Below are 18,106 nucleotides of genomic sequence, written 5' to 3' on the forward strand. Positions count from 1 at the left end.
GACGCGCGAGGCATTCATCATCTATAATTCATAATTCAAAATTCTATAATCATGGACGATATAGTACAATTCGATTTCCCGACAGACTCACCGAAGATCATCAAAGTGATTGGTGTAGGTGGTGGTGGTGGTAACGCCGTGAACCACATGTACCGGGAAGGCATACACGACGTGACGTTCGTTCTGTGCAACACAGACAACCAAGCGTTGAAAGAGTCTCCCGTCCCCGTGAAATTACAACTGGGGCGTTCTATCACCGAGGGACTAGGTGCCGGAAACCGTCCCGAACGTGCCCGCGAAGCTGCCGAAGAAAGTAGTGAAGAAATCAAAGCGCTACTGAACGACGGTACAAAAATGGTATTCATTACTGCCGGAATGGGTGGCGGAACAGGTACGGGCGCTGCTCCCGTCATAGCCCGCATAGCCAAAGAAATGGACATCCTTACGGTCGGTATCGTCACCATACCTTTCATCTTCGAAGGTGAAAAGAAGATTATCCAGGCACTGGACGGTGTGGAGCGTATCGCCCAACATGTAGATGCCCTGCTGGTTATCAATAACGAACGCTTGCGCGAGATATATTCCGACCTTACGTTCATGAATGCTTTCGGCAAGGCAGATGATACATTGTCTATTGCCGCCAAAAGTATTGCCGAGATTATCACTATGCGCGGAACAGTGAACCTTGACTTTGCAGATGTGAAAACCATCCTCAAAGATGGTGGTGTGGCTATCATGAGTACCGGTTTCGGCGAAGGTGAAAGTCGTGTGACCAAAGCTATCGACGACGCCCTGCATTCTCCGTTACTGAACAACAACGATATTTTCAATGCCAAGAAGGTGATGCTGAACGTATCCTTCTGCGACAGTTCAGAACTGATGATGGAGGAAATGAACGAGATTCACGAATTCATGAGCAAGTTCCGCGAAGGTGTAGAGGTTATCTGGGGTGTGGCTATGGATAACGCATTGGAGGGCAAAGTAAAGATTACCGTACTTGCCACCGGTTTCGGAATGGAGGATGTTCCCGGCATGGATAGCGTACTCGAAAAGCGCAGCCAGGAAGAGGAAGAACGACAACTTCAACTCGAAGAAGAAAAGGAAAAGAACAAAGAACGTATCCGTAAAGCCTATGGTGAAAGTGCCAGCGGCATCGGTAGTAAGAATATCCGCAAACGCCGCCATATCTATATCTTCAACCCGGAAGACCTGGACAATGCCGACATTATCAGCATGGTAGAAAGTTCACCGACGTATCTGCGCGATAAGAGTACTTTGAGTACTATCAAGACCAAAGCCGCCACCGAAGGACAGATAGCTACGGAAGAAGCACAAGGAGGTGAAGACTTGGGAGGTGTGATTACTTTCTAAGCTACAGAGCAACTCCAATTATTAAATGTAAATAGTAAAATAATAAATAGCATTATGGATTTATTTGAAAGAGTCAGCGAAGACATTAAAACCGCAATGAAAGCCAAAGACAAAGTAGCTCTCGAAACACTGAGAAACATCAAGAAAGTATTCCTGGAAGCAAAAACAGCTCCGGGAGCTAACGATACTCTGACTGACGATGCTGCATTGAAAATTATGCAGAAGCTCATGAAACAAGGTAAAGATGCAGCTGAAATATACATCCAGCAAGGTCGCCAGGACTTGGCAGACGAAGAACTGGCACAGGTTAAGGTGATTGAGGTCTATCTGCCCAAACAAATGTCAGCCGAAGAGTTGGAAGCTGCCTTGAAAGAAATTATTGCCGAAACAGGTGCTACCAGTGGTAAAGATATGGGTAAGGTAATGGGGGTTGCTTCCAAGAAGCTTGCCGGACTTGCCGAAGGACGTGCCATCTCCGCCAAAGTAAAAGAATTGCTGGGATAATCTCCCGCTTTGTCACCGTCATTGGCCGTGTTTTCGGGAGATAGAAGAAGACGAATCAACTTCTATCTCCCAAAAACACGGCTTCTTTTTGCATTTTATTGAGTATCATAATTTTTAATTCAAATACTATCGTTATATTTGCCACGCATTTTAAGGGAATATCCCCGCATAATAATAAAACTAGAATTCTGGCACAATATCATGAAAAGCAATATAAAGATATGGAAATTAATAGTCCTTGTGGGGACAATGTTTTTCTTGTCTGACGTTGCTCATGCAAAGAACCGGGCGCAAGATAGCATACCGGGATACAAGCCGGATACAGGTTACTTCGCCAAACGCTTTATTCACAGACTGGGAGTAGAATACCGCCCGGGATACATTTTCCAGACCAGTTCTTTTCTGGCAGGAGATAACTCACAATGGAAGCCTTACGAATGGGGTTATTCAGCCCACTTGAAATATTCATTCCAATTTAAGCCCAATACTTGCGCCGACCGGATTTATGGCAGTGCCTACCAAGGTATAGGTTTAGGCTATTACGATTTCGGAAGCAAAGAAGAATTAGGAAATCCGATTGCCATTTACCTCTATCAGGGAGCACGTATTGCCCGTATTACTTCGCGGCTATCACTCAATTACGAATGGAACTTCGGTTTATCTTTAGGATGGAAACCCTATGACGACTACACCAACCCTCACAACAGTGTGATCGGTTCGAAAGCAAATGCCTATATCAATGCGGGCATACAATTCAACTGGATGGTTTCACGGGAAATCGACCTGGTTGCCGGAGTTACGGGTACCCATTTCTCCAATGGTAATACTAAATTTCCCAATGCCGGCCTCAATACAATGGGCCTAAAAGTAGGGGTTATCTACAACTTCAACAGACCTAAAGATGCACTCACCAAGCCTCTATATCAAGCTCCTATTCCAAAGTTCTCACGATACCTCAGCTACGACTTAACCCTGTTCGGTTCATGGAGACGGAAAGGAGTATGGGTAGGAAGCGGACAAATTGCTTCACCAGATGCCTATACTGTGCTTGGTTTCAATTTCGCACCTATGTATAACATCGGATATAAATTCCGCACAGGTGTATCACTGGATGGCGTATATGATGCCAGTTCCAATGTCTATACCATCCCCGGAAACGGCAATGAATGCTACAAGCCTTCATTGGAAAAACAGTTAGCTTTAGGTATTTCCGGACGCGCAGAATATGTAATGCCTTACTTCACAGTAGGTGTGGGTATCGGAGCCAATGTGCTGCACGGTGGCGGTGACCATAAAGGTATCTACCAAGTATTGACACTCAAAGTGGAGATGACCCGCAGTTCTTATCTGCATATCGGGTATAACCTGAAGAACTTCAGTGACCCGAATTATCTGATGATGGGTATCGGCTTCCGCTTCAATAACAAGTATCCTACCTTTCACAGAAGATAAAACGCACCATGTCCAGGGGGCTTCCCCATATCCCTAACACATCTCTTACACATCCCTGCTTAATCTCATGCAAAAGATGGTATCTTTTGCATCAAGGGTCAGGAAGATATGCAGGAAAGGGCTTATTGTTCCGCGTCAAAGGATTTATTAATCCGTATCAAAGAGCTCCTTCAACACCTCAAGAGACTTTAATACGGGAAAGTCAGGCAAGTGGAGGCGATAATATTCATTCATTATTGTAAGGCAACGAGTACGCTCGGCGCGGTTCATGGCAAAAAGATGCATTGTTTCATAATTCATGCGCATCAGCATTATCAACCGTGAGGCTTCCTCCGGAAGTATATAAGAAGAATGGAGTTGCGGTCGCAAAGGAGTAAAACAAGCATTCAGCATATCAAAATAATCGCCTTTTTGATAATCTTCCAGATTAGGATACAATCCCAGGAAACGGGATAAGCGCATCAGAAATACCAAATGGAAGTTGGCAAAATTATCACGGCACTCATCCAGCCAAATGATAGAATGCTGCAAGTACGCAAACAACGGATGATTTTCAGTCTCCTCACGCACTGCCCGATAGAGAAATTCCGCCAGGAAAAGTGCAATGGAAGACTTATACGGGTCATAAGGAATAGAAGAAAACGGATAGAAAGACTTCGCTTCCGTTATCTTATATATACTGGCATTCGGACGGAAATCAGCTTCCAGTTCCACCAAAGCCAATGGTTGGAACAATACCGGCTTCACCGCAGCCTTTCGCGAACGGGGAATCTTTACGATGAACGAAGCACGCCCGACCACCTCTGTATAAATGTCTGCAATAAGGGAAGTATCGTTATATTTCAGGGTATGCAGCACAATCCCCAGCGTTTTCTGTAACATCCGCACTTACTCTTTTGGTTTCAATCCGGTAACAAAACTACGAAAAAAGACGGAAACAGCAGGGATAAAACACGGATAAATAAAAAAAGGCAGGCAGACAAGTAAAAAAATGAAAGCTTTTATTCCACTGATATTCAGATAATAAACCACAAATAGCAGAATAAGCCCGACATATTCCTTTATTTTTTTCTCATGATTATTTTGCCAATTCAAAAATAGTCCCTACATTTGCAACCGCAAACGAGAGATAATCTCTCTGCAAGAGCAGAAATGCTCAACAAAGGATGGCCCGTTCGTCTATCGGTTAGGACGCAAGATTTTCATTCTTGAAAGGGGGGTTCGATTCCCCCACGGGCTACAATTAAAAAAATAAACGAATTAAAAAAAGATTAGTCGAAATGGCAAATCACAAATCATCACTGAAAAGAATCAGACAAGAAGAGACTAGAAGACTTCACAACAGATACTATGGTAAGACCATGAGAAATGCTGTTAGAAAGCTTCGTTCTACAACCGACAAGGCAGAAGCTACTGCAATGTATCCGGGTATAACTAAGATGTTGGACAAATTGGCTAAAACCAATGTGATCCACAAGAACAAGGCAAGCAACTTGAAGTCTAAGTTGGCTCTTTACATTAATAAGCTGGGATAAGCTAATTAATATTACACAAAAGAAATATCGGAAGGTTGGACTTTTTAGTCCGACCTTTTCTGCATATGACATATTTACCTCCCCTATCCCAAACACCCTCCGGAAGAAGCTAAAAAGCTGTAAACGAATGAAATTTATCACTCAGTTTAGTTCCGTATCTCACGAATTTTCACTATATTTGCTCTGTTATTTGAATAAGGAAATTAGATTATGACTGAAGAACAGATTAACTCCAATAGCGGGAGCTATTCAGCCGAAAACATCCAGGTTCTGGAAGGTTTGGAAGCCGTTAGAAAGCGCCCCGCAATGTATATTGGTGACATTAGTACGAAAGGACTTCACCACCTGGTTTATGAAGTTGTGGATAACTCTATCGACGAAGCTCTCGCCGGCTATTGCGACCACATTGAAGTAACCATCAACGAAGACAATTCTATCACTGTACAGGACAACGGACGTGGTATTCCGGTTGACTTCCATGAAAAGGAACAGAAGTCAGCCCTGGAAGTAGTTATGACCGTACTGCATGCCGGTGGTAAATTCGATAAGGGTTCTTACAAAGTATCCGGCGGTTTGCACGGTGTAGGTGTATCCTGTGTAAACGCTCTGTCTACCCACATGACTACACAGGTTTTCCGTAATGGAAAGATCTACCAACAGGAATATGAATGTGGTCATCCGTTGTATCCGGTGAAAGAAATCGGCACAAGTGATATTACAGGTACGCGTCAGCAATTCTGGCCGGACAATACGATCTTCACTGAAACGGTTTATAATTACGAAATCCTCGCCACCCGCATGCGCGAGTTGGCTTACCTGAATGCCGGTATCAAGATTACCTTGACCGACCTTCGCGTAAAAGATGAAGAGAACAATGCAAAGATGGAAGTATTCTATTCAGAAGAAGGTCTGAAAGAATTCGTTCGCTACATCGACTCTTCCCGCGAACACCTGGTGAATGACGTTATCTACATCAATACAGAGAAACAAGGTACACCGGTGGAAGTGGCTATCATGTACAATACGTCTTATAACGAAAATATCCACTCTTATGTAAACAACATCAATACCATCGAAGGTGGTACACACCTTGCAGGTTTCCGTCGCGCACTGACCCGTACGCTGAAGAAATATGCCGATGATAACAAGATGTTGGAGAAAGCTAAAGTGGAAATTGCAGGTGATGACTTCCGTGAAGGTCTGACAGCTGTAATCTCCATCAAGGTGGCAGAACCTCAGTTTGAAGGCCAGACCAAGACGAAGCTCGGAAACAGCGAAGTGATGGGAGCCGTAGACCAAGCTGTAGGTGAAGCTCTGAACTACTACCTGGAAGAGCATCCGAAAGAAGCGAAGATGGTGGTAGACAAAGTGATTCTGGCTGCCCAGGCACGTGTTGCCGCACGTAAGGCACGCGAATCCGTACAACGTAAATCACCGATGTCCGGTGGCGGTATGCCCGGTAAACTGGCTGACTGTTCAAGTAAGGATGCGGACGAATGCGAATTGTTCCTCGTCGAGGGTGACTCGGCAGGTGGTTCTGCAAAACAAGGTCGTGACCGCAGATTCCAGGCTATTCTACCGCTTCGCGGTAAGATTCTGAACGTAGAAAAGGCCATGTGGCACAAGGCGTTCGAAAGTGATGAAGTAAACAATATCATCCAGGCACTGGGTATTCGTTTCGGCGTAAACACTGAAGACAGCAAGGAAGCAAATATCGATAAGTTGCGTTACAAGAAGGTTATCATCATGACCGATGCCGACGTCGATGGTTCTCACATCGACACACTGATCATGACACTCTTCTTCCGTTACTTCCCGCAAATTATTCAGAACGGGTATCTGTATATTGCTACCCCACCGCTCTATCTTTGTAAGAAAGGCAAAGTGGAGGAATATTGCTGGACGGATCAACAACGCCAGAAGTTTATCGATACATATGGAGGCGGATCAGAAAGTGCCGTACACACACAACGATACAAAGGTTTGGGTGAAATGAACCCGGAACAGTTGTGGAGTACGACTATGAACCCGGAACACCGTATGTTGAAGCAGGTAAGCATTGAAAATGCTGCCGAAGCGGATTACATATTCTCCATGCTGATGGGCGAAGACGTAGGACCGCGCCGTGAATTTATCGAAAAGAATGCAACGTATGCAAATATCGATGCGTAAGAAAAACAGTGATTAATGATTAACGATTAGTGGTTAGTCACTGAATAACACGTTTTTATTAACCAACCTCACATCTTACAACGAAGAAACGCCGGGCGGACAGGAAAATCCTGTTGCCCGGCGTTTTTCTTTTTCATCTCACGAGATAGAAAAATCCGTCCCACGGGATAGATATTTTCACTTCACAGGACGGATTTTTTCAGCTCACGAGACGATTTACTTCGCTTCATGAGACGGATTCTATATGATATCTACAACATATTCTGTTTCTTCATCTCTTCTGCCACCAATTCCAGCTCAGCATACCAGTCTTCACCGAATTTACGTATCAATGGTTCTTTCAGGAACTTGTATACCGGTATGTTCTCTTTCTGCCCCAGCAATACAGCGGCTTTGCACACATCCCAACGGTTATAGTTCACTGCTTTATAAACTCCGTAATTCCCGACCCTGATCGGATACAAATGGCAGGAAACTGGTTTGTAGAAGTCTGTCTTTCCGTTCCGGTAAGCTTTCTCTATGGCACAATAACAACATCCTTTCTCATCATAACAAGTAAAAACACAGTCTTTGTTGTTTACAATGGAAGTTACCAAATCGCCCTCACAGTCGGTATATACAACACCTTGTTTCTCTATAATGGCACGTGCCTCCGGGGCAAGTTCTTCCCAAATCTCAGGAAGTACCTCCTCCAGCTTTTCGATTTCATCCAGTTCTACCGGAGCCCCGGCATCTCCCTCAATACAACAAGCACCCTTGCAAGCATCCAGATTACATATAAATTTTTCACGCAGCACATCAAAACTGACTACTACGTCACCTATTTGTATCATATTTTTCTCTTATTTTATAGGATATGTTATTATAATCAACTGTTTACCATCTTCCTCACATAACTGATAACCACCCTGAAAGGTTTCCAGATACAAGCGGTTTATGGCATGCTGAATTTCACGTTCTCTTTCGTTTTCTGCATCCATGAGCAGCGGACTGTTTGTAACCACTATCTTCAATTCATCCACACCGTTATAGAACAGAGTATATTCTATTGTATACTGCTCTTTACTCCTCTTTGGTGGCATCAGAACAGAAGAAAGCAACTTCAGGAAACGGGTAGTGTCCACTTGCACCAACAGGGTATTCAAGTCAGTAAGAAAATCGAGTTGAACAGAATTCCCCTCCTCCAATTCCACTCTCATCTTGGCATCCTTACACAACTGCACCATATCATACTCTTGCACATTAAACTTCATCATGCCTGATTCCAAACGTGAAAGATCAAGAATATTAAATATCAAATTGATCAACTGCTCAGAATTTTGCCGGATAATCGTTGCATATTCCTGCTGCTGTTCCATGGTCAGATCATTTCTTTGGCAAAGATAATCAGAAAGTGTCACAACTGAGTTAAGAGGCCCACGAATTTCATTCGTGATATTATGAAGAAAGACTTCTTTCATCTTATCAGCTGCTTTAACTACAGCATACGACTCACGCATTTCATGCTCCGACTTTGCCAGTTCCCGATAAATCCGGGATACACGCAATACTCCCCAAACAAGTAAAATTACAAATAAAGATGCACCGCCTACTGCTATCTGCCAAAAACGCTTTGCGCCGATTTCTTTCTCTAACAGAGCTTTCTGTATCCTATAATTAGCCTGAACAGTCTCCTCATTCATACGCAACGTAGCCTTATTGATAGAATCACATTTCAGCACAGCCACTCTATATGTTTCAGCAGCTTCTTTATACCGCCCTGCATCAACATAAGCATCCCCCATAATTCTACGTATATCCATCTCATACATGGGCTGAGTGCCTTTAAAGGCAGACAATGTCAACTCAAATTGTGGAAAACATTTACCCCAATCTTTCGTTATATAGTAATAGCCCGCCCATGAAAAATTATAAGCAATTACAGTAGAAAGAAAAGAGTCATCATTGTAGAACTTTGCAGCTTCATCCAGATGCTTCTTCAGATTAGGAGCATCCTCAACAGCCAGATAAATTTTACAATACATTAATTCTATTTCCAAGATTTTACCCCTATAAGAATCAAGCATCGCAGGCTGCTCCTTTATGATACCATCAATGATTCTCCGTTGAGTCTCCAATTCCGCTATCATTTCAGGATATTTATTAAACAAATAATAAGCACTCGTTAAATATTGATGAACCATTAGCTCATCCTCCGTGGAAAGTGAAGTTAACTCCACTGCTTTTTTATAGCATTCAATCGCTTTTTCGTAGTTCCGGGCAAACACATACGCTTTACCCTCTGTCACATAAGACAGAAATACGCCCCGACTGTCTTTCAGGCGAATAGCCTCTTCACGCATCTTCTGAGATTCGAGAATCGCTGATTCCGTATCACCTCTGCTTCCCTTAAGTTGAATCATGTAATGTAATGCAGAAAAGTAATTATCATATAGCTTACAGCGATAACAAACTTCCTTCAGCAGAGCTAATGCTTTATCCATATTTTCACCATCCAGCCTGAAAGTGTAATAACGGAAATATTCGTAACGAAGTGCCAGTTCGCTTTTCACATCTTTCATGCTTATTGCAGAGGTTAATGCCGAATCAAGCAATTCAGCCGACCAATCTTTATCAATATTGCGTACAAAGACATCTTTCAGAAATTGTGTCCGGGCAGTATCTACAGGCATTGACTGATAAATCTGGAAGATACTATCACGCAAATGCTTATCGTCCGTATCCTGAGTAGCAGCAAACGACATTGAACTGACCACACAAAGCAATATAAAAACCAGCTTTTTCATCGTACCATCTCCTGCTTTAAAGGATGAATAAATACAAACCTGGCACCGGCAGTATAACCGGAATCTACCCAAATTTCACCTCCCAATCGTTTAATAATCAGTTTGCAGATGGACAACCCCAAGCCTGTACCTTGCACTCCCTCATTTAGTTTTTCAAACCGACCGAAGATCGTGCTTTGCTTTTCAAGAGGAATACCACAGCCGGTATCTGTCACCGAGAACTCGGCAAAGCCCTTTTCATCCAAGCGTAATGCAAGTGTGATACTTCCTTCTTTCGTAAACTTAGTAGCATTAACCAGTAAGTTCACCAACATTTGCTGCAAACGTCCCTGATCTGTCTCTATCTCCAATGAAGCCAATTCTGTTTCAAAACGAATATCAGCCGATGTCTGTTTGATATTATCCAACATCTTCACCACATTGCGGCAAAGAACTACAACCTCATGTGTAGTGATACTGAACTTCATATTCGCTACATCCAGACATGAAATATCCACGACATCATTGATCAATTTAAGCAGCAATTCCGAGTTCAGTTGAATTACATCATTGCACTGTGTACGGGTAGCCTCATCAATTCCCGGTGTAGTCAACACCTCCGAAAAACCTGCCAATGCATTCAGTGGAGTCTTGATTTCATGACTCATATTGGAAAGGAACAAACTCTTATTACGAATGGATTCTTCCGCCAGAAACTTAGCTTTCTGGAGTTCATCCTTGGAATGAAGCAACTTCTTCCCTACCTTCTTCAGATAGAAGAAACCACCCAATAAAGAGACTGCAAGGAATAAGATTATTATAAAAGAAAGCTGTAATATATGCTTTTGCTGTGTACTGTTTTGCAACTCCAGTTCATCGATGGGATAATCTTTACGCATATCTTCCACACGCTCACCGGCATACACACGAAACAAGGAGTCACCTATCACTATCATCTTACTATACAAATGGGCGGCATCTTCGTATTCTCCCTCCCCCATCTTCTGTTCAGCATTTTGCCAATACAAGCTATCCACTATTACCTCTTCCGCACAAAGAGATGATGGTAGTCCGGACAAGACAAATATCAATAATAATATAAGTAGTTTCATTCCATCAATTGCGTGTATTATCTGCAAAGATAACCTTTTAGAAAGAAGGATAGCCATTGAAATACAAAAAAAGAGACGCCCCAAGAGTATTAATTCTCTTGAAACATCTCTTTTATTGACTATTGTAGACTACTACTTACTTAATCAAGTCTTTCCCTGTCATATCAGCCGGCTGTGCCATGCCCAGGATATGCAGAATGGAAGGAGCAACATCTGCCAAAACACCATTCTCGACTTTAGCATTCTTATTCTCCGTTACATATACAAAAGGAACCGGATTCAAAGAGTGAGCAGTATTCGGAGTACCATCTTCGTTCAGTGCATGATCTGCATTACCGTGGTCAGCAATGATGATAACTTCATAATCGTTAGCTTTAGCTGCTTCTACGGTATCTTTCACACATTCGTCGATAGCTTTCACTGCTTTCTCAATGGCGTCATAGATACCGGTATGTCCTACCATATCACCATTTGCATAGTTCACAACAATGAAATCAAACTTCTGAGTGTTAATAGCTTCTACTAATTTATCCTTTACCTCGTAAGCACTCATTTCCGGTTTCAGGTCATAAGTAGCTACTTTCGGAGACGGAACCAAGATACGTTCTTCAGCATCATACGGAGTTTCACGACCACCGTTGAAGAAGAAAGTTACGTGAGCATACTTCTCTGTTTCAGCAATGTGCAATTGAGTTTTGCCTTGAGTTGCCAGATATTCGCCCAATGTATTCTGAACATTTTCTTTATCGAAAAGGATATGTACACCCTTGAATGATGCATCATACGGAGTCATACAATAATACTGCAAGCCCGGAATAATATGCATACCCTGTTCAGGCATATCCTGTTGAGTCAGCACTACTGTCAACTCTTTTGCACGGTCGTTACGATAGTTGAAGAAGATAACTACATCACCTTCTTTAATCGTTCCATCGAAGTTACCATTTACAATCGGCTTGATGAATTCATCCGTTACACCTTCGTCATAAGACTCCTGCATAGCCTGAACCATATCAGTGGCAACTTTACCTTCACCGTTTACCAGCAAATCATAAGCTACCTTCACACGTTCCCAACGTTTATCACGGTCCATTGCATAGAAACGGCCAACAATAGAAGCAATCTTACCTGCTGACTTTTCACAATGTGCAGTCAGTTGCTCAATAAAGCCCTTGCCGCTCTTCGGGTCAGTATCACGACCATCCATGAAGCAGTGAACGAAAGTATTGTCAACACCATATTCTTTTGCAATATCGCAAAGTTTGAATAAGTGGTCGAATGAGCTGTGAACACCACCATTGGAAGTCAATCCCATGAAGTGAATATTCTTACCGTTTTCTTTAGCATAAGAGAAAGCAGAAACAATTCCCGGATTCTTCATAATACTATTGTCGGCACATGCGCGGTTAATCTTTACCAGATCCTGATATACGATACGTCCGGCACCGATATTGAGGTGACCTACTTCCGAGTTCCCCATCTGACCGTCGGGCAAACCTACATTCTCACCGCTTGCCTGAAGCTCTGAATGAGGATATGTAGCCAGCAGACTGTCCCAGTACGGAGTAGGTGTATTGAAAATCACATCGTCTTTACCCTGATCGCCGATACCCCAGCCATCAAGAATCATTAAAAGGGCTTTCTTACTCATAATATTAATTGATTTTAAATGTACAATCTTTAACCTCTGCAAAAACGTTCTTTAAAGAGAGAACGATTTTTCCGGCTGCAAAGGTACAAAAAAGCATGGTTAAAGCGTACTGTTTCAAATGATTTATGTACTTTTGCCACGCTTTAAAAAAACAAAAAACAAGAAATATGGACGATTCAAACCCACGAACGTGCAATAGTATTTATAATTAAAGCGAACGGAGACGTTGCTCGCAATACCTCGGTTCGTCCCTAAAGAAAGGAGGCCATTACGATGAGAACGTATCTTTACTCTGAAGCCGGCTTTATGGAAAAGCCACAATGGATGCCCAATAGCTGGGTAAACGTTGAATGTCCCGATGACAATGATTTTGACTTTCTCACCCAGGAACTGAAAGTTCCCGAATCATTTTTAGAAGATATCGCCGATGCGGACGAACGCCCGCGTACGGAAACAGAAGGTAACTGGTTGCTCACCATTCTGCGTATTCCTATGCAGAGTAGCCAGCATGGTATTCCTTTTATCACTGTGCCTATAGGTATCATTACTAATAATGAGATTATCGTATCGGTATGTTACCACAAAACCGAACTTATTTCTGATTTCATCCAGCATACACGGCGCAAAGGTATCGTAGTCAACAATAAACTGGATTTAATCCTGCGGATGATTTATTCTTCTGCTGTTTGGTTCTTGAAGTATCTGAAGCAAATCAATAATGACGTTGCCAATGCAGAAAAAGAACTGGAAAAGAGTATCCGCAACGAAGACTTGCTTCGTCTGATGAAGTTGCAGAAGACTCTTGTCTACTTCAATACTTCCATCCGTGGTAATGAAGTGATGATCGGCCGCTTGAAAAACATCTTTCAGGACACTGATTATCTGGATATGGAACTATTGGAAGATGTAATCATTGAATTGAAACAGGCATACAATACTGTAAATATCTACAGTGACATTCTTACTGGAACGATGGATGCTTTTGCTTCTATTATCTCCAATAACGTCAACGCTATCATGAAACGCATGACGAGCCTTTCCATCACGCTTATGATACCCACACTGATAGCCAGCTTCTATGGTATGAATGTGGATATTCATCTGGAAGGTTTTCCATATGCTTTCATATTCATTATCCTAATCTCCGTAATACTGTCGGCAGGTACATTTATCTGGTTCAGGAAGATTAAGTGGTTCTAAAATAAGCTGCTATTATTGCAGTTATTTGCTGATTGTTTGTCTTGATTTATCAACGTTAGAACATCCTTTTGCAACTATTTGATTATCAGATTACTATAATAGTCCTATCTCAGTACGGAACTGAGGTACCCTAAGTATGATACAGAGGTACCCTAAGTATCATACTGAGATAGGCTAAGTATACGACTATGTCTCGAATATTAATTGGTTGTAAGCAATTAGTATTTATTATAAACCTCAAATGTTAACTACAACCCCTTGTCAACTCGTTAACTCGTCAACTTTCCCTCATAACCTACCAGAAATGAGGTAAAGGAAAAAAGAATAATGAATGAAACAAACTTCAGTCTCCCGGAATCGCATTTCACAAATAACATGTATATTTACGCCCAATAAGTCAATGATTACGCCAATTAAGTCAATGAACATGAAAACACAGAGGAATCTAATGCTTGTATGCCTCCTTCTCACGGCATCGATATCTTATGCGCAATCCGAAACTATCGTTGTAGGAAAGAAGATAGACGGAACTGACTTGAAAGCACAGTGTTACACTTTTCCGCAGCGAGTGGAAACTTTTTCTATGAGTGATAAAGGAGATTACCTCTGTATCAGTTTCCGGGAAACGACTAAAAGCGGTAAGTATCTGAAGAATAAAGGAGAAATTGGGTTTTATGACACCAAAAGTAGCCAACTTCTATGGAAACAACCGATTGATTTCAGCAAATCAAAAATAACCTGTCTTTCGGAAGGAGTCTTAATATCCGAAATTGGCAGCAAGATATCATTGCTCAGTAAAGAAACAGGGGCAAAGAAATGGGAAGCTGATTTATTTCCGGTATATGTGGATGATTCACTTGGGTTAGTCCTAGGATATAATTCTCCTACATCCAACAAGCTCCGTGCTGTTAGTCTGAAATTCGGTAACGATTTGTGGGAAAACAAAATACCTCATCAATACGGTTGGAATGAGGTTCTTGATCTGGAACATAACAAGCGTTTAATCGTAGCAGACGCATTGCACAAGTTAGATTTCATGACCGGAGAACTACTGACCTATCCGGGAAAACCGGGAGCTCATGATACAAAAGCGGCACTATTACAAGGGCTTGCTGCTGTTGCTGTAGGAGTAGCCGGTGGCGTGGCAACAGGCGGCGCATATTATTATAGCTATGTTCCTATTGCCAATAATACAATCACGGGGCTGACTTCCAACATATTATCTCAAGATTCACTTTATTACTGGGCAGACCGTCAGCACATCTCCTGCGTAGATACAGCCTTCAATGTAGTGTGGCAAACGGAATTTCCTGATGTAAAAGCTTCCCGTTCCAATCTTTTCGTACAAGACGGCAAGTTATTTATGTTGAATTACGGTTTCGGATTACGTGAAGGAACAAGCCCTAGAAAATACGGACGCCCATTCATAGCCTGTTATAATTTACAAAACGGAGAGGAGATTTTCTTCAACCAACTAAGCGTCAAGAAAGACATGATTGAAGATGCCCTGCGAACGGATGATGCACTATACATGTTGTTTGATGACGGATTAGCTTATCAGGAATTGACAGATTCAATAGTGAATATTGTACCTTGGGATACTAAACAATATGGAAAGCTGGAGGCAATGTTGCCCAATACACTCTATGCAGCCAATCAGGATACGACAGCTTTCCAATCACTCGCCTTCAACGGGGAACATTGTCTGGTGTATAATGATCAGGGAGTTATCTATGAAGTAGACAAGGACTTGAATATTGGTAAGACCTACGAACGGGAACGTATCTATAGTCCCAGCATCCAATTAAAGGATTATTTATGCATCGGTAATCGTGGAGACTATTGGTTTATTCACGAAATGGGAATGCCTGTAGCTCATCTTCAAACAAATTTCAAAAAAGGACAGGTGATTGATAATAAGCTGTTACTACTCAATTATAAGAACCAGTTCTTGTTTATTGATCTGGATGAAGCGATTAAATAATCACTTAAAATCAAGTGCTAACTGCCCGTCACCCAACAGATTGAATGTCATGCGGTGATAAGGCGTAGTTCCACGTTCGGCAATAGCTGTGCGGTGTTTCTTTGTAGGATAGCCTTTATTATGATCCCAATCATAATACGGAAATTCTTCGTGAAGCCGGTTCATGTAGTCGTCACGATAGGTTTTGGCAAGTACGGAAGCTGCTGCTATGGAGAGATATTTGCCATCACCTTTAATTACTGTAGTATGCGGAAGATCCTGGTATTTCTTAAAACGGTTGCCATCGATAAGAAGATGTTGCGGACGCATTTTCAATTGATCCACCGCACGGTGCATGGCTAGGAAAGAAGCGTTCAGAATATTAATCTTATCGATTTCTTCGGGAGATACGATACCTACCGCCCACGCCAGTGCTTCTTTCTCAATCACTTCGCGCAAAGCATAACGCTGGTGTTCCGTCAACTGTTTGGAATCATTCAGTAGTTCATTCTTGAAATCTTTGGGAAGAATCACAGCAGCAGCATACACAGCACCTGCCAGGCAACCACGACCGGCTTCATCACAACCGGCTTCAATCAGATCTTCATTCAAATAAGGCAATAGCATATAGCATTAATTTAGAGCCACAAAGATAAATCTTTTTGAAAGCAAACCGGACTTTTAAAGGAAAATAATTACATTTGCAGAAACAACAATATACTATGAAGCAAGCACTGTATCTACTATCTACAGTTTTCCTATTAACCACGATCCCCTTACAGGCTCAAGATAACAAACAAGCCCAGACTTTACTGGAGCAAGCTCAAAATGCCCTGTTCAGTAATCCCAAGCAAGCATCATACTATGCAGCCCAGGCTGCTGCCTTATTTCCTGAAGATGCACCCAATGAAACCCGTGCGCAAGCTATGATACTCCATTGCCAGGCAGAACAACTGCTGGGAAACTTCGATTTAAGTATCAAAAATTTATATGATACACAGAGATATATCAATCCGGCAAACAAACGACAAACGGCCCAGCTCTATTCACTCATGGGACGTGTATATAGCAAGTTGGGCGATTATAACAAAGGAATAGAACTGAATGATAAAGCAACCTCTATTTTCAAGTCTTTAGGAGATTCGGCTTCGGTGGCAGGATGTTATAATGAGCGTGGAGTCATGCATTACCTACTCGATGAATTTCTGGTAGCTGAAAGATTCCTTCAACGGGCACTGACTATCAACCGCGCCCAACGAAACTTAAAAGAAATTGCTACCAACCTGAATAATTTATGTCTATATCAGGGAGATACGGAAAAGAAACTATCTCTCATCCAGGAAGCCATAGCTATCAATAAAAATCTGGATGCACAATGGTCGTTGGGAGAGAATTACAACAATATGGGCAAACAATATTATTTTGGTGAGCAATACTCCAAAGCTCTGGAAGCTCTGCAAAAGGCCTATGAGTACGCCCGCAACATTGGTGCCAAGGAATTGATTTGTGATTATTACGAATATTCATCCTGGGTATATGCTGCCATAGGTGATTATGACCAAGCCTATAAACGGCTCAGTCAAATGTATGCTTTAAGCAAGGAGCTACAAAGTAGCAACAAACTACGCAATATCGAGCAGGAAATCTCTTATAAAAGATATCAGGATCAGAAATATGCTACCGAAATGCAAGAGCAAACTTATAAGATAGAACTACTAAAGCGCAACCTATGGCTTTTGGGCAGTATACTTGTTCTTGGCTTAGCCTTCAGTATATTCTTATATAAATGGTATAAACGCAGAAAAGGTCTTCAGCTGGTAGAAGCCCGTTATCAGTTGGAACTGTCACAACGAGAAATATCCGAATTGAAACTGCACCAACAGGAATTGGAATTGCAAAATGTACAGAGTGCCCTGGACAACAGTCAACAGGAAGTAACCAGCTTTGCCGTATTTCTCAGAAGCCGTAATGAATTGCTGGATAAAATACGAGAGATGATTAAGGAAGGATATAGAATGGATAATCAAGCGCTTGTTCCCCACTTAAAGAAAGTAAATGCTTTTATCAGTCAATATCAAAGCGGAGATAAAACGAATAATACTTTACTTCTGAGTATTGAAGAAAAGAATAAAGAATTCATTGAAAGACTTATTCTAAAACACCCCGAACTAACGCAAGGTGAAAAATACTTGGCTACTTTACTGCGCGTGAACTTATCTACCAAAGAAATCTCCATGATTACTGGCACCAATCCCAAAACCATCAATATGAATCGTTACCGATTGCGCAAATCATTGAATCTATCCACAGAAGAAGACCTGGTAAAGTATTTGCAAGCCTTTTAATATCTCCTTTTAGAATACAATGGATTGTAGATATAT

14 protein-coding genes and 1 tRNA gene are annotated in these 18,106 nt (G+C 42.0%); 9 read left to right on the forward strand and 6 right to left on the reverse strand.

Translation table 11 applies throughout. The annotated features are described in order from the left end of the window. The first annotated feature begins 51 nt into the window (after positions 1-51). The 3 genes from ftsZ (at position 52) to DWW10_RS01840 (ending at position 3,327) form a co-directional block, all read left to right on the forward strand. The gene (gene ftsZ, locus DWW10_RS01830; protein ID WP_022393740.1) at positions 52-1,371 is read left to right on the forward strand and encodes a cell division protein FtsZ; all 1,320 of its coding nucleotides are present in this window, start codon (positions 52-54) and stop codon (positions 1,369-1,371) included. Positions 1,372-1,425: 54 nt separating this feature from the next. Continuing rightward, the gene (locus DWW10_RS01835) at positions 1,426-1,875 is read left to right on the forward strand and encodes a GatB/YqeY domain-containing protein (RefSeq protein ID WP_021968176.1); all 450 of its coding nucleotides are present in this window, start codon (positions 1,426-1,428) and stop codon (positions 1,873-1,875) included. 201 nt (positions 1,876-2,076) lie between these two features. Beyond that, the gene (locus DWW10_RS01840) at positions 2,077-3,327 is read left to right on the forward strand and encodes an acyloxyacyl hydrolase (RefSeq protein ID WP_022393741.1); all 1,251 of its coding nucleotides are present in this window, start codon (positions 2,077-2,079) and stop codon (positions 3,325-3,327) included. Positions 3,328-3,474: 147 nt separating this feature from the next. Here DWW10_RS01840 and recO read toward each other — a convergent pair whose 3' ends face one another. Further along, positions 3,475-4,209 (reverse strand): DNA repair protein RecO, encoded by a 735-nt coding sequence (recO, locus tag DWW10_RS01845; protein ID WP_022393742.1) that lies wholly within the window; start codon positions 4,207-4,209, stop codon positions 3,475-3,477. Positions 4,210-4,495: 286 nt separating this feature from the next. On the opposite strand from recO, the gene DWW10_RS01850 reads away from it, so the two are divergent. The 3 genes from DWW10_RS01850 (at position 4,496) to gyrB (ending at position 7,034) form a co-directional block, all read left to right on the forward strand. Continuing rightward, positions 4,496-4,567: transfer RNA gene (locus DWW10_RS01850), tRNA-Glu, on the forward strand. Between the two features lie 40 nt (positions 4,568-4,607). Next, positions 4,608-4,862 (forward strand): 30S ribosomal protein S20, encoded by a 255-nt coding sequence (gene rpsT, locus DWW10_RS01855; RefSeq protein ID WP_007660764.1) that lies wholly within the window; start codon positions 4,608-4,610, stop codon positions 4,860-4,862. Between the two features lie 210 nt (positions 4,863-5,072). Continuing rightward, complete coding sequence (gene gyrB, locus DWW10_RS01860) at positions 5,073-7,034, forward strand: DNA topoisomerase (ATP-hydrolyzing) subunit B (protein WP_118221603.1); 1,962 nt, start codon at positions 5,073-5,075, stop codon at positions 7,032-7,034. A gap of 251 nt (positions 7,035-7,285) precedes the next feature. On the opposite strand, the gene DWW10_RS01865 is transcribed toward gyrB, so the two are convergent. From DWW10_RS01865 to gpmI, 4 genes are all read right to left on the reverse strand, one after another. Beyond that, positions 7,286-7,867 carry a DUF3109 family protein gene (locus DWW10_RS01865; protein WP_022392248.1) on the reverse strand — a complete coding sequence of 194 codons (582 nt, stop codon included), beginning with the start codon at positions 7,865-7,867 and terminating at the stop codon, positions 7,286-7,288. A 9-nt stretch (positions 7,868-7,876) separates the two neighbouring features. Continuing rightward, positions 7,877-9,820 carry a tetratricopeptide repeat-containing sensor histidine kinase gene (locus tag DWW10_RS01870; RefSeq protein WP_022392249.1) on the reverse strand — a complete coding sequence of 648 codons (1,944 nt, stop codon included), beginning with the start codon at positions 9,818-9,820 and terminating at the stop codon, positions 7,877-7,879. Beyond that, complete coding sequence (locus DWW10_RS01875) at positions 9,817-10,911, reverse strand: HAMP domain-containing sensor histidine kinase (RefSeq protein WP_118420658.1); 1,095 nt, start codon at positions 10,909-10,911, stop codon at positions 9,817-9,819. Before DWW10_RS01875 ends, DWW10_RS01870 begins: the two co-directional genes overlap by 4 nt. 136 nt (positions 10,912-11,047) lie before the next feature. Next, on the reverse strand, positions 11,048-12,562 hold the full coding sequence (gpmI, locus tag DWW10_RS01880) for a 2,3-bisphosphoglycerate-independent phosphoglycerate mutase (protein ID WP_022392251.1): 1,515 nt from the start codon (positions 12,560-12,562) through the stop codon (positions 11,048-11,050). Positions 12,563-12,835: 273 nt separating this feature from the next. On the opposite strand from gpmI, the gene DWW10_RS01890 reads away from it, so the two are divergent. Together DWW10_RS01890 and DWW10_RS01895 are read left to right on the forward strand one after the other, a co-directional pair. Beyond that, positions 12,836-13,762, forward strand: a complete 927-nt coding sequence (locus tag DWW10_RS01890; protein ID WP_022392252.1) for a magnesium transporter CorA family protein — start codon at positions 12,836-12,838, stop codon at positions 13,760-13,762. A 427-nt stretch (positions 13,763-14,189) separates the two neighbouring features. Then, positions 14,190-15,746, forward strand: a complete 1,557-nt coding sequence (locus tag DWW10_RS01895; RefSeq protein ID WP_259320399.1) for a PQQ-like beta-propeller repeat protein — start codon at positions 14,190-14,192, stop codon at positions 15,744-15,746. Here DWW10_RS01895 and DWW10_RS01900 read toward each other — a convergent pair whose 3' ends face one another. Further along, the gene (locus tag DWW10_RS01900) at positions 15,747-16,352 is read right to left on the reverse strand and encodes a ribonuclease HII (protein ID WP_022392254.1); all 606 of its coding nucleotides are present in this window, start codon (positions 16,350-16,352) and stop codon (positions 15,747-15,749) included. Positions 16,353-16,447: 95 nt separating this feature from the next. On the opposite strand from DWW10_RS01900, the gene DWW10_RS01905 reads away from it, so the two are divergent. Then, complete coding sequence (locus tag DWW10_RS01905; protein WP_118420659.1) at positions 16,448-18,070, forward strand: tetratricopeptide repeat protein; 1,623 nt, start codon at positions 16,448-16,450, stop codon at positions 18,068-18,070. Positions 18,071-18,106 lie beyond the last annotated feature (36 nt).

This window comes from Bacteroides intestinalis (genome assembly GCF_003464595.1).
Classification (GTDB): Bacteria; Bacteroidota; Bacteroidia; order Bacteroidales; family Bacteroidaceae; genus Bacteroides; species Bacteroides intestinalis_A.

Coding starts and splice junctions, on each gene's coding strand:
- ftsZ (WP_022393740.1), top strand. CDS start 52: ATGGACGATATAGTACAATTCGATTTCCCGACAGACTCACCGAAGATC.
- DWW10_RS01835 (WP_021968176.1), top strand. CDS start 1,426: ATGGATTTATTTGAAAGAGTCAGCGAAGACATTAAAACCGCAATGAAA.
- DWW10_RS01840 (WP_022393741.1), top strand. CDS start 2,077: ATGAAAAGCAATATAAAGATATGGAAATTAATAGTCCTTGTGGGGACA.
- recO (WP_022393742.1), bottom strand. CDS start 4,209: ATGTTACAGAAAACGCTGGGGATTGTGCTGCATACCCTGAAATATAAC.
- rpsT (WP_007660764.1), top strand. CDS start 4,608: ATGGCAAATCACAAATCATCACTGAAAAGAATCAGACAAGAAGAGACT.
- gyrB (WP_118221603.1), top strand. CDS start 5,073: ATGACTGAAGAACAGATTAACTCCAATAGCGGGAGCTATTCAGCCGAA.
- DWW10_RS01865 (WP_022392248.1), bottom strand. CDS start 7,867: ATGATACAAATAGGTGACGTAGTAGTCAGTTTTGATGTGCTGCGTGAA.
- DWW10_RS01870 (WP_022392249.1), bottom strand. CDS start 9,820: ATGAAAAAGCTGGTTTTTATATTGCTTTGTGTGGTCAGTTCAATGTCG.
- DWW10_RS01875 (WP_118420658.1), bottom strand. CDS start 10,911: ATGAAACTACTTATATTATTATTGATATTTGTCTTGTCCGGACTACCA.
- gpmI (WP_022392251.1), bottom strand. CDS start 12,562: ATGAGTAAGAAAGCCCTTTTAATGATTCTTGATGGCTGGGGTATCGGC.
- DWW10_RS01890 (WP_022392252.1), top strand. CDS start 12,836: ATGAGAACGTATCTTTACTCTGAAGCCGGCTTTATGGAAAAGCCACAA.
- DWW10_RS01895 (WP_259320399.1), top strand. CDS start 14,190: ATGAAAACACAGAGGAATCTAATGCTTGTATGCCTCCTTCTCACGGCA.
- DWW10_RS01900 (WP_022392254.1), bottom strand. CDS start 16,352: ATGCTATTGCCTTATTTGAATGAAGATCTGATTGAAGCCGGTTGTGAT.
- DWW10_RS01905 (WP_118420659.1), top strand. CDS start 16,448: ATGAAGCAAGCACTGTATCTACTATCTACAGTTTTCCTATTAACCACG.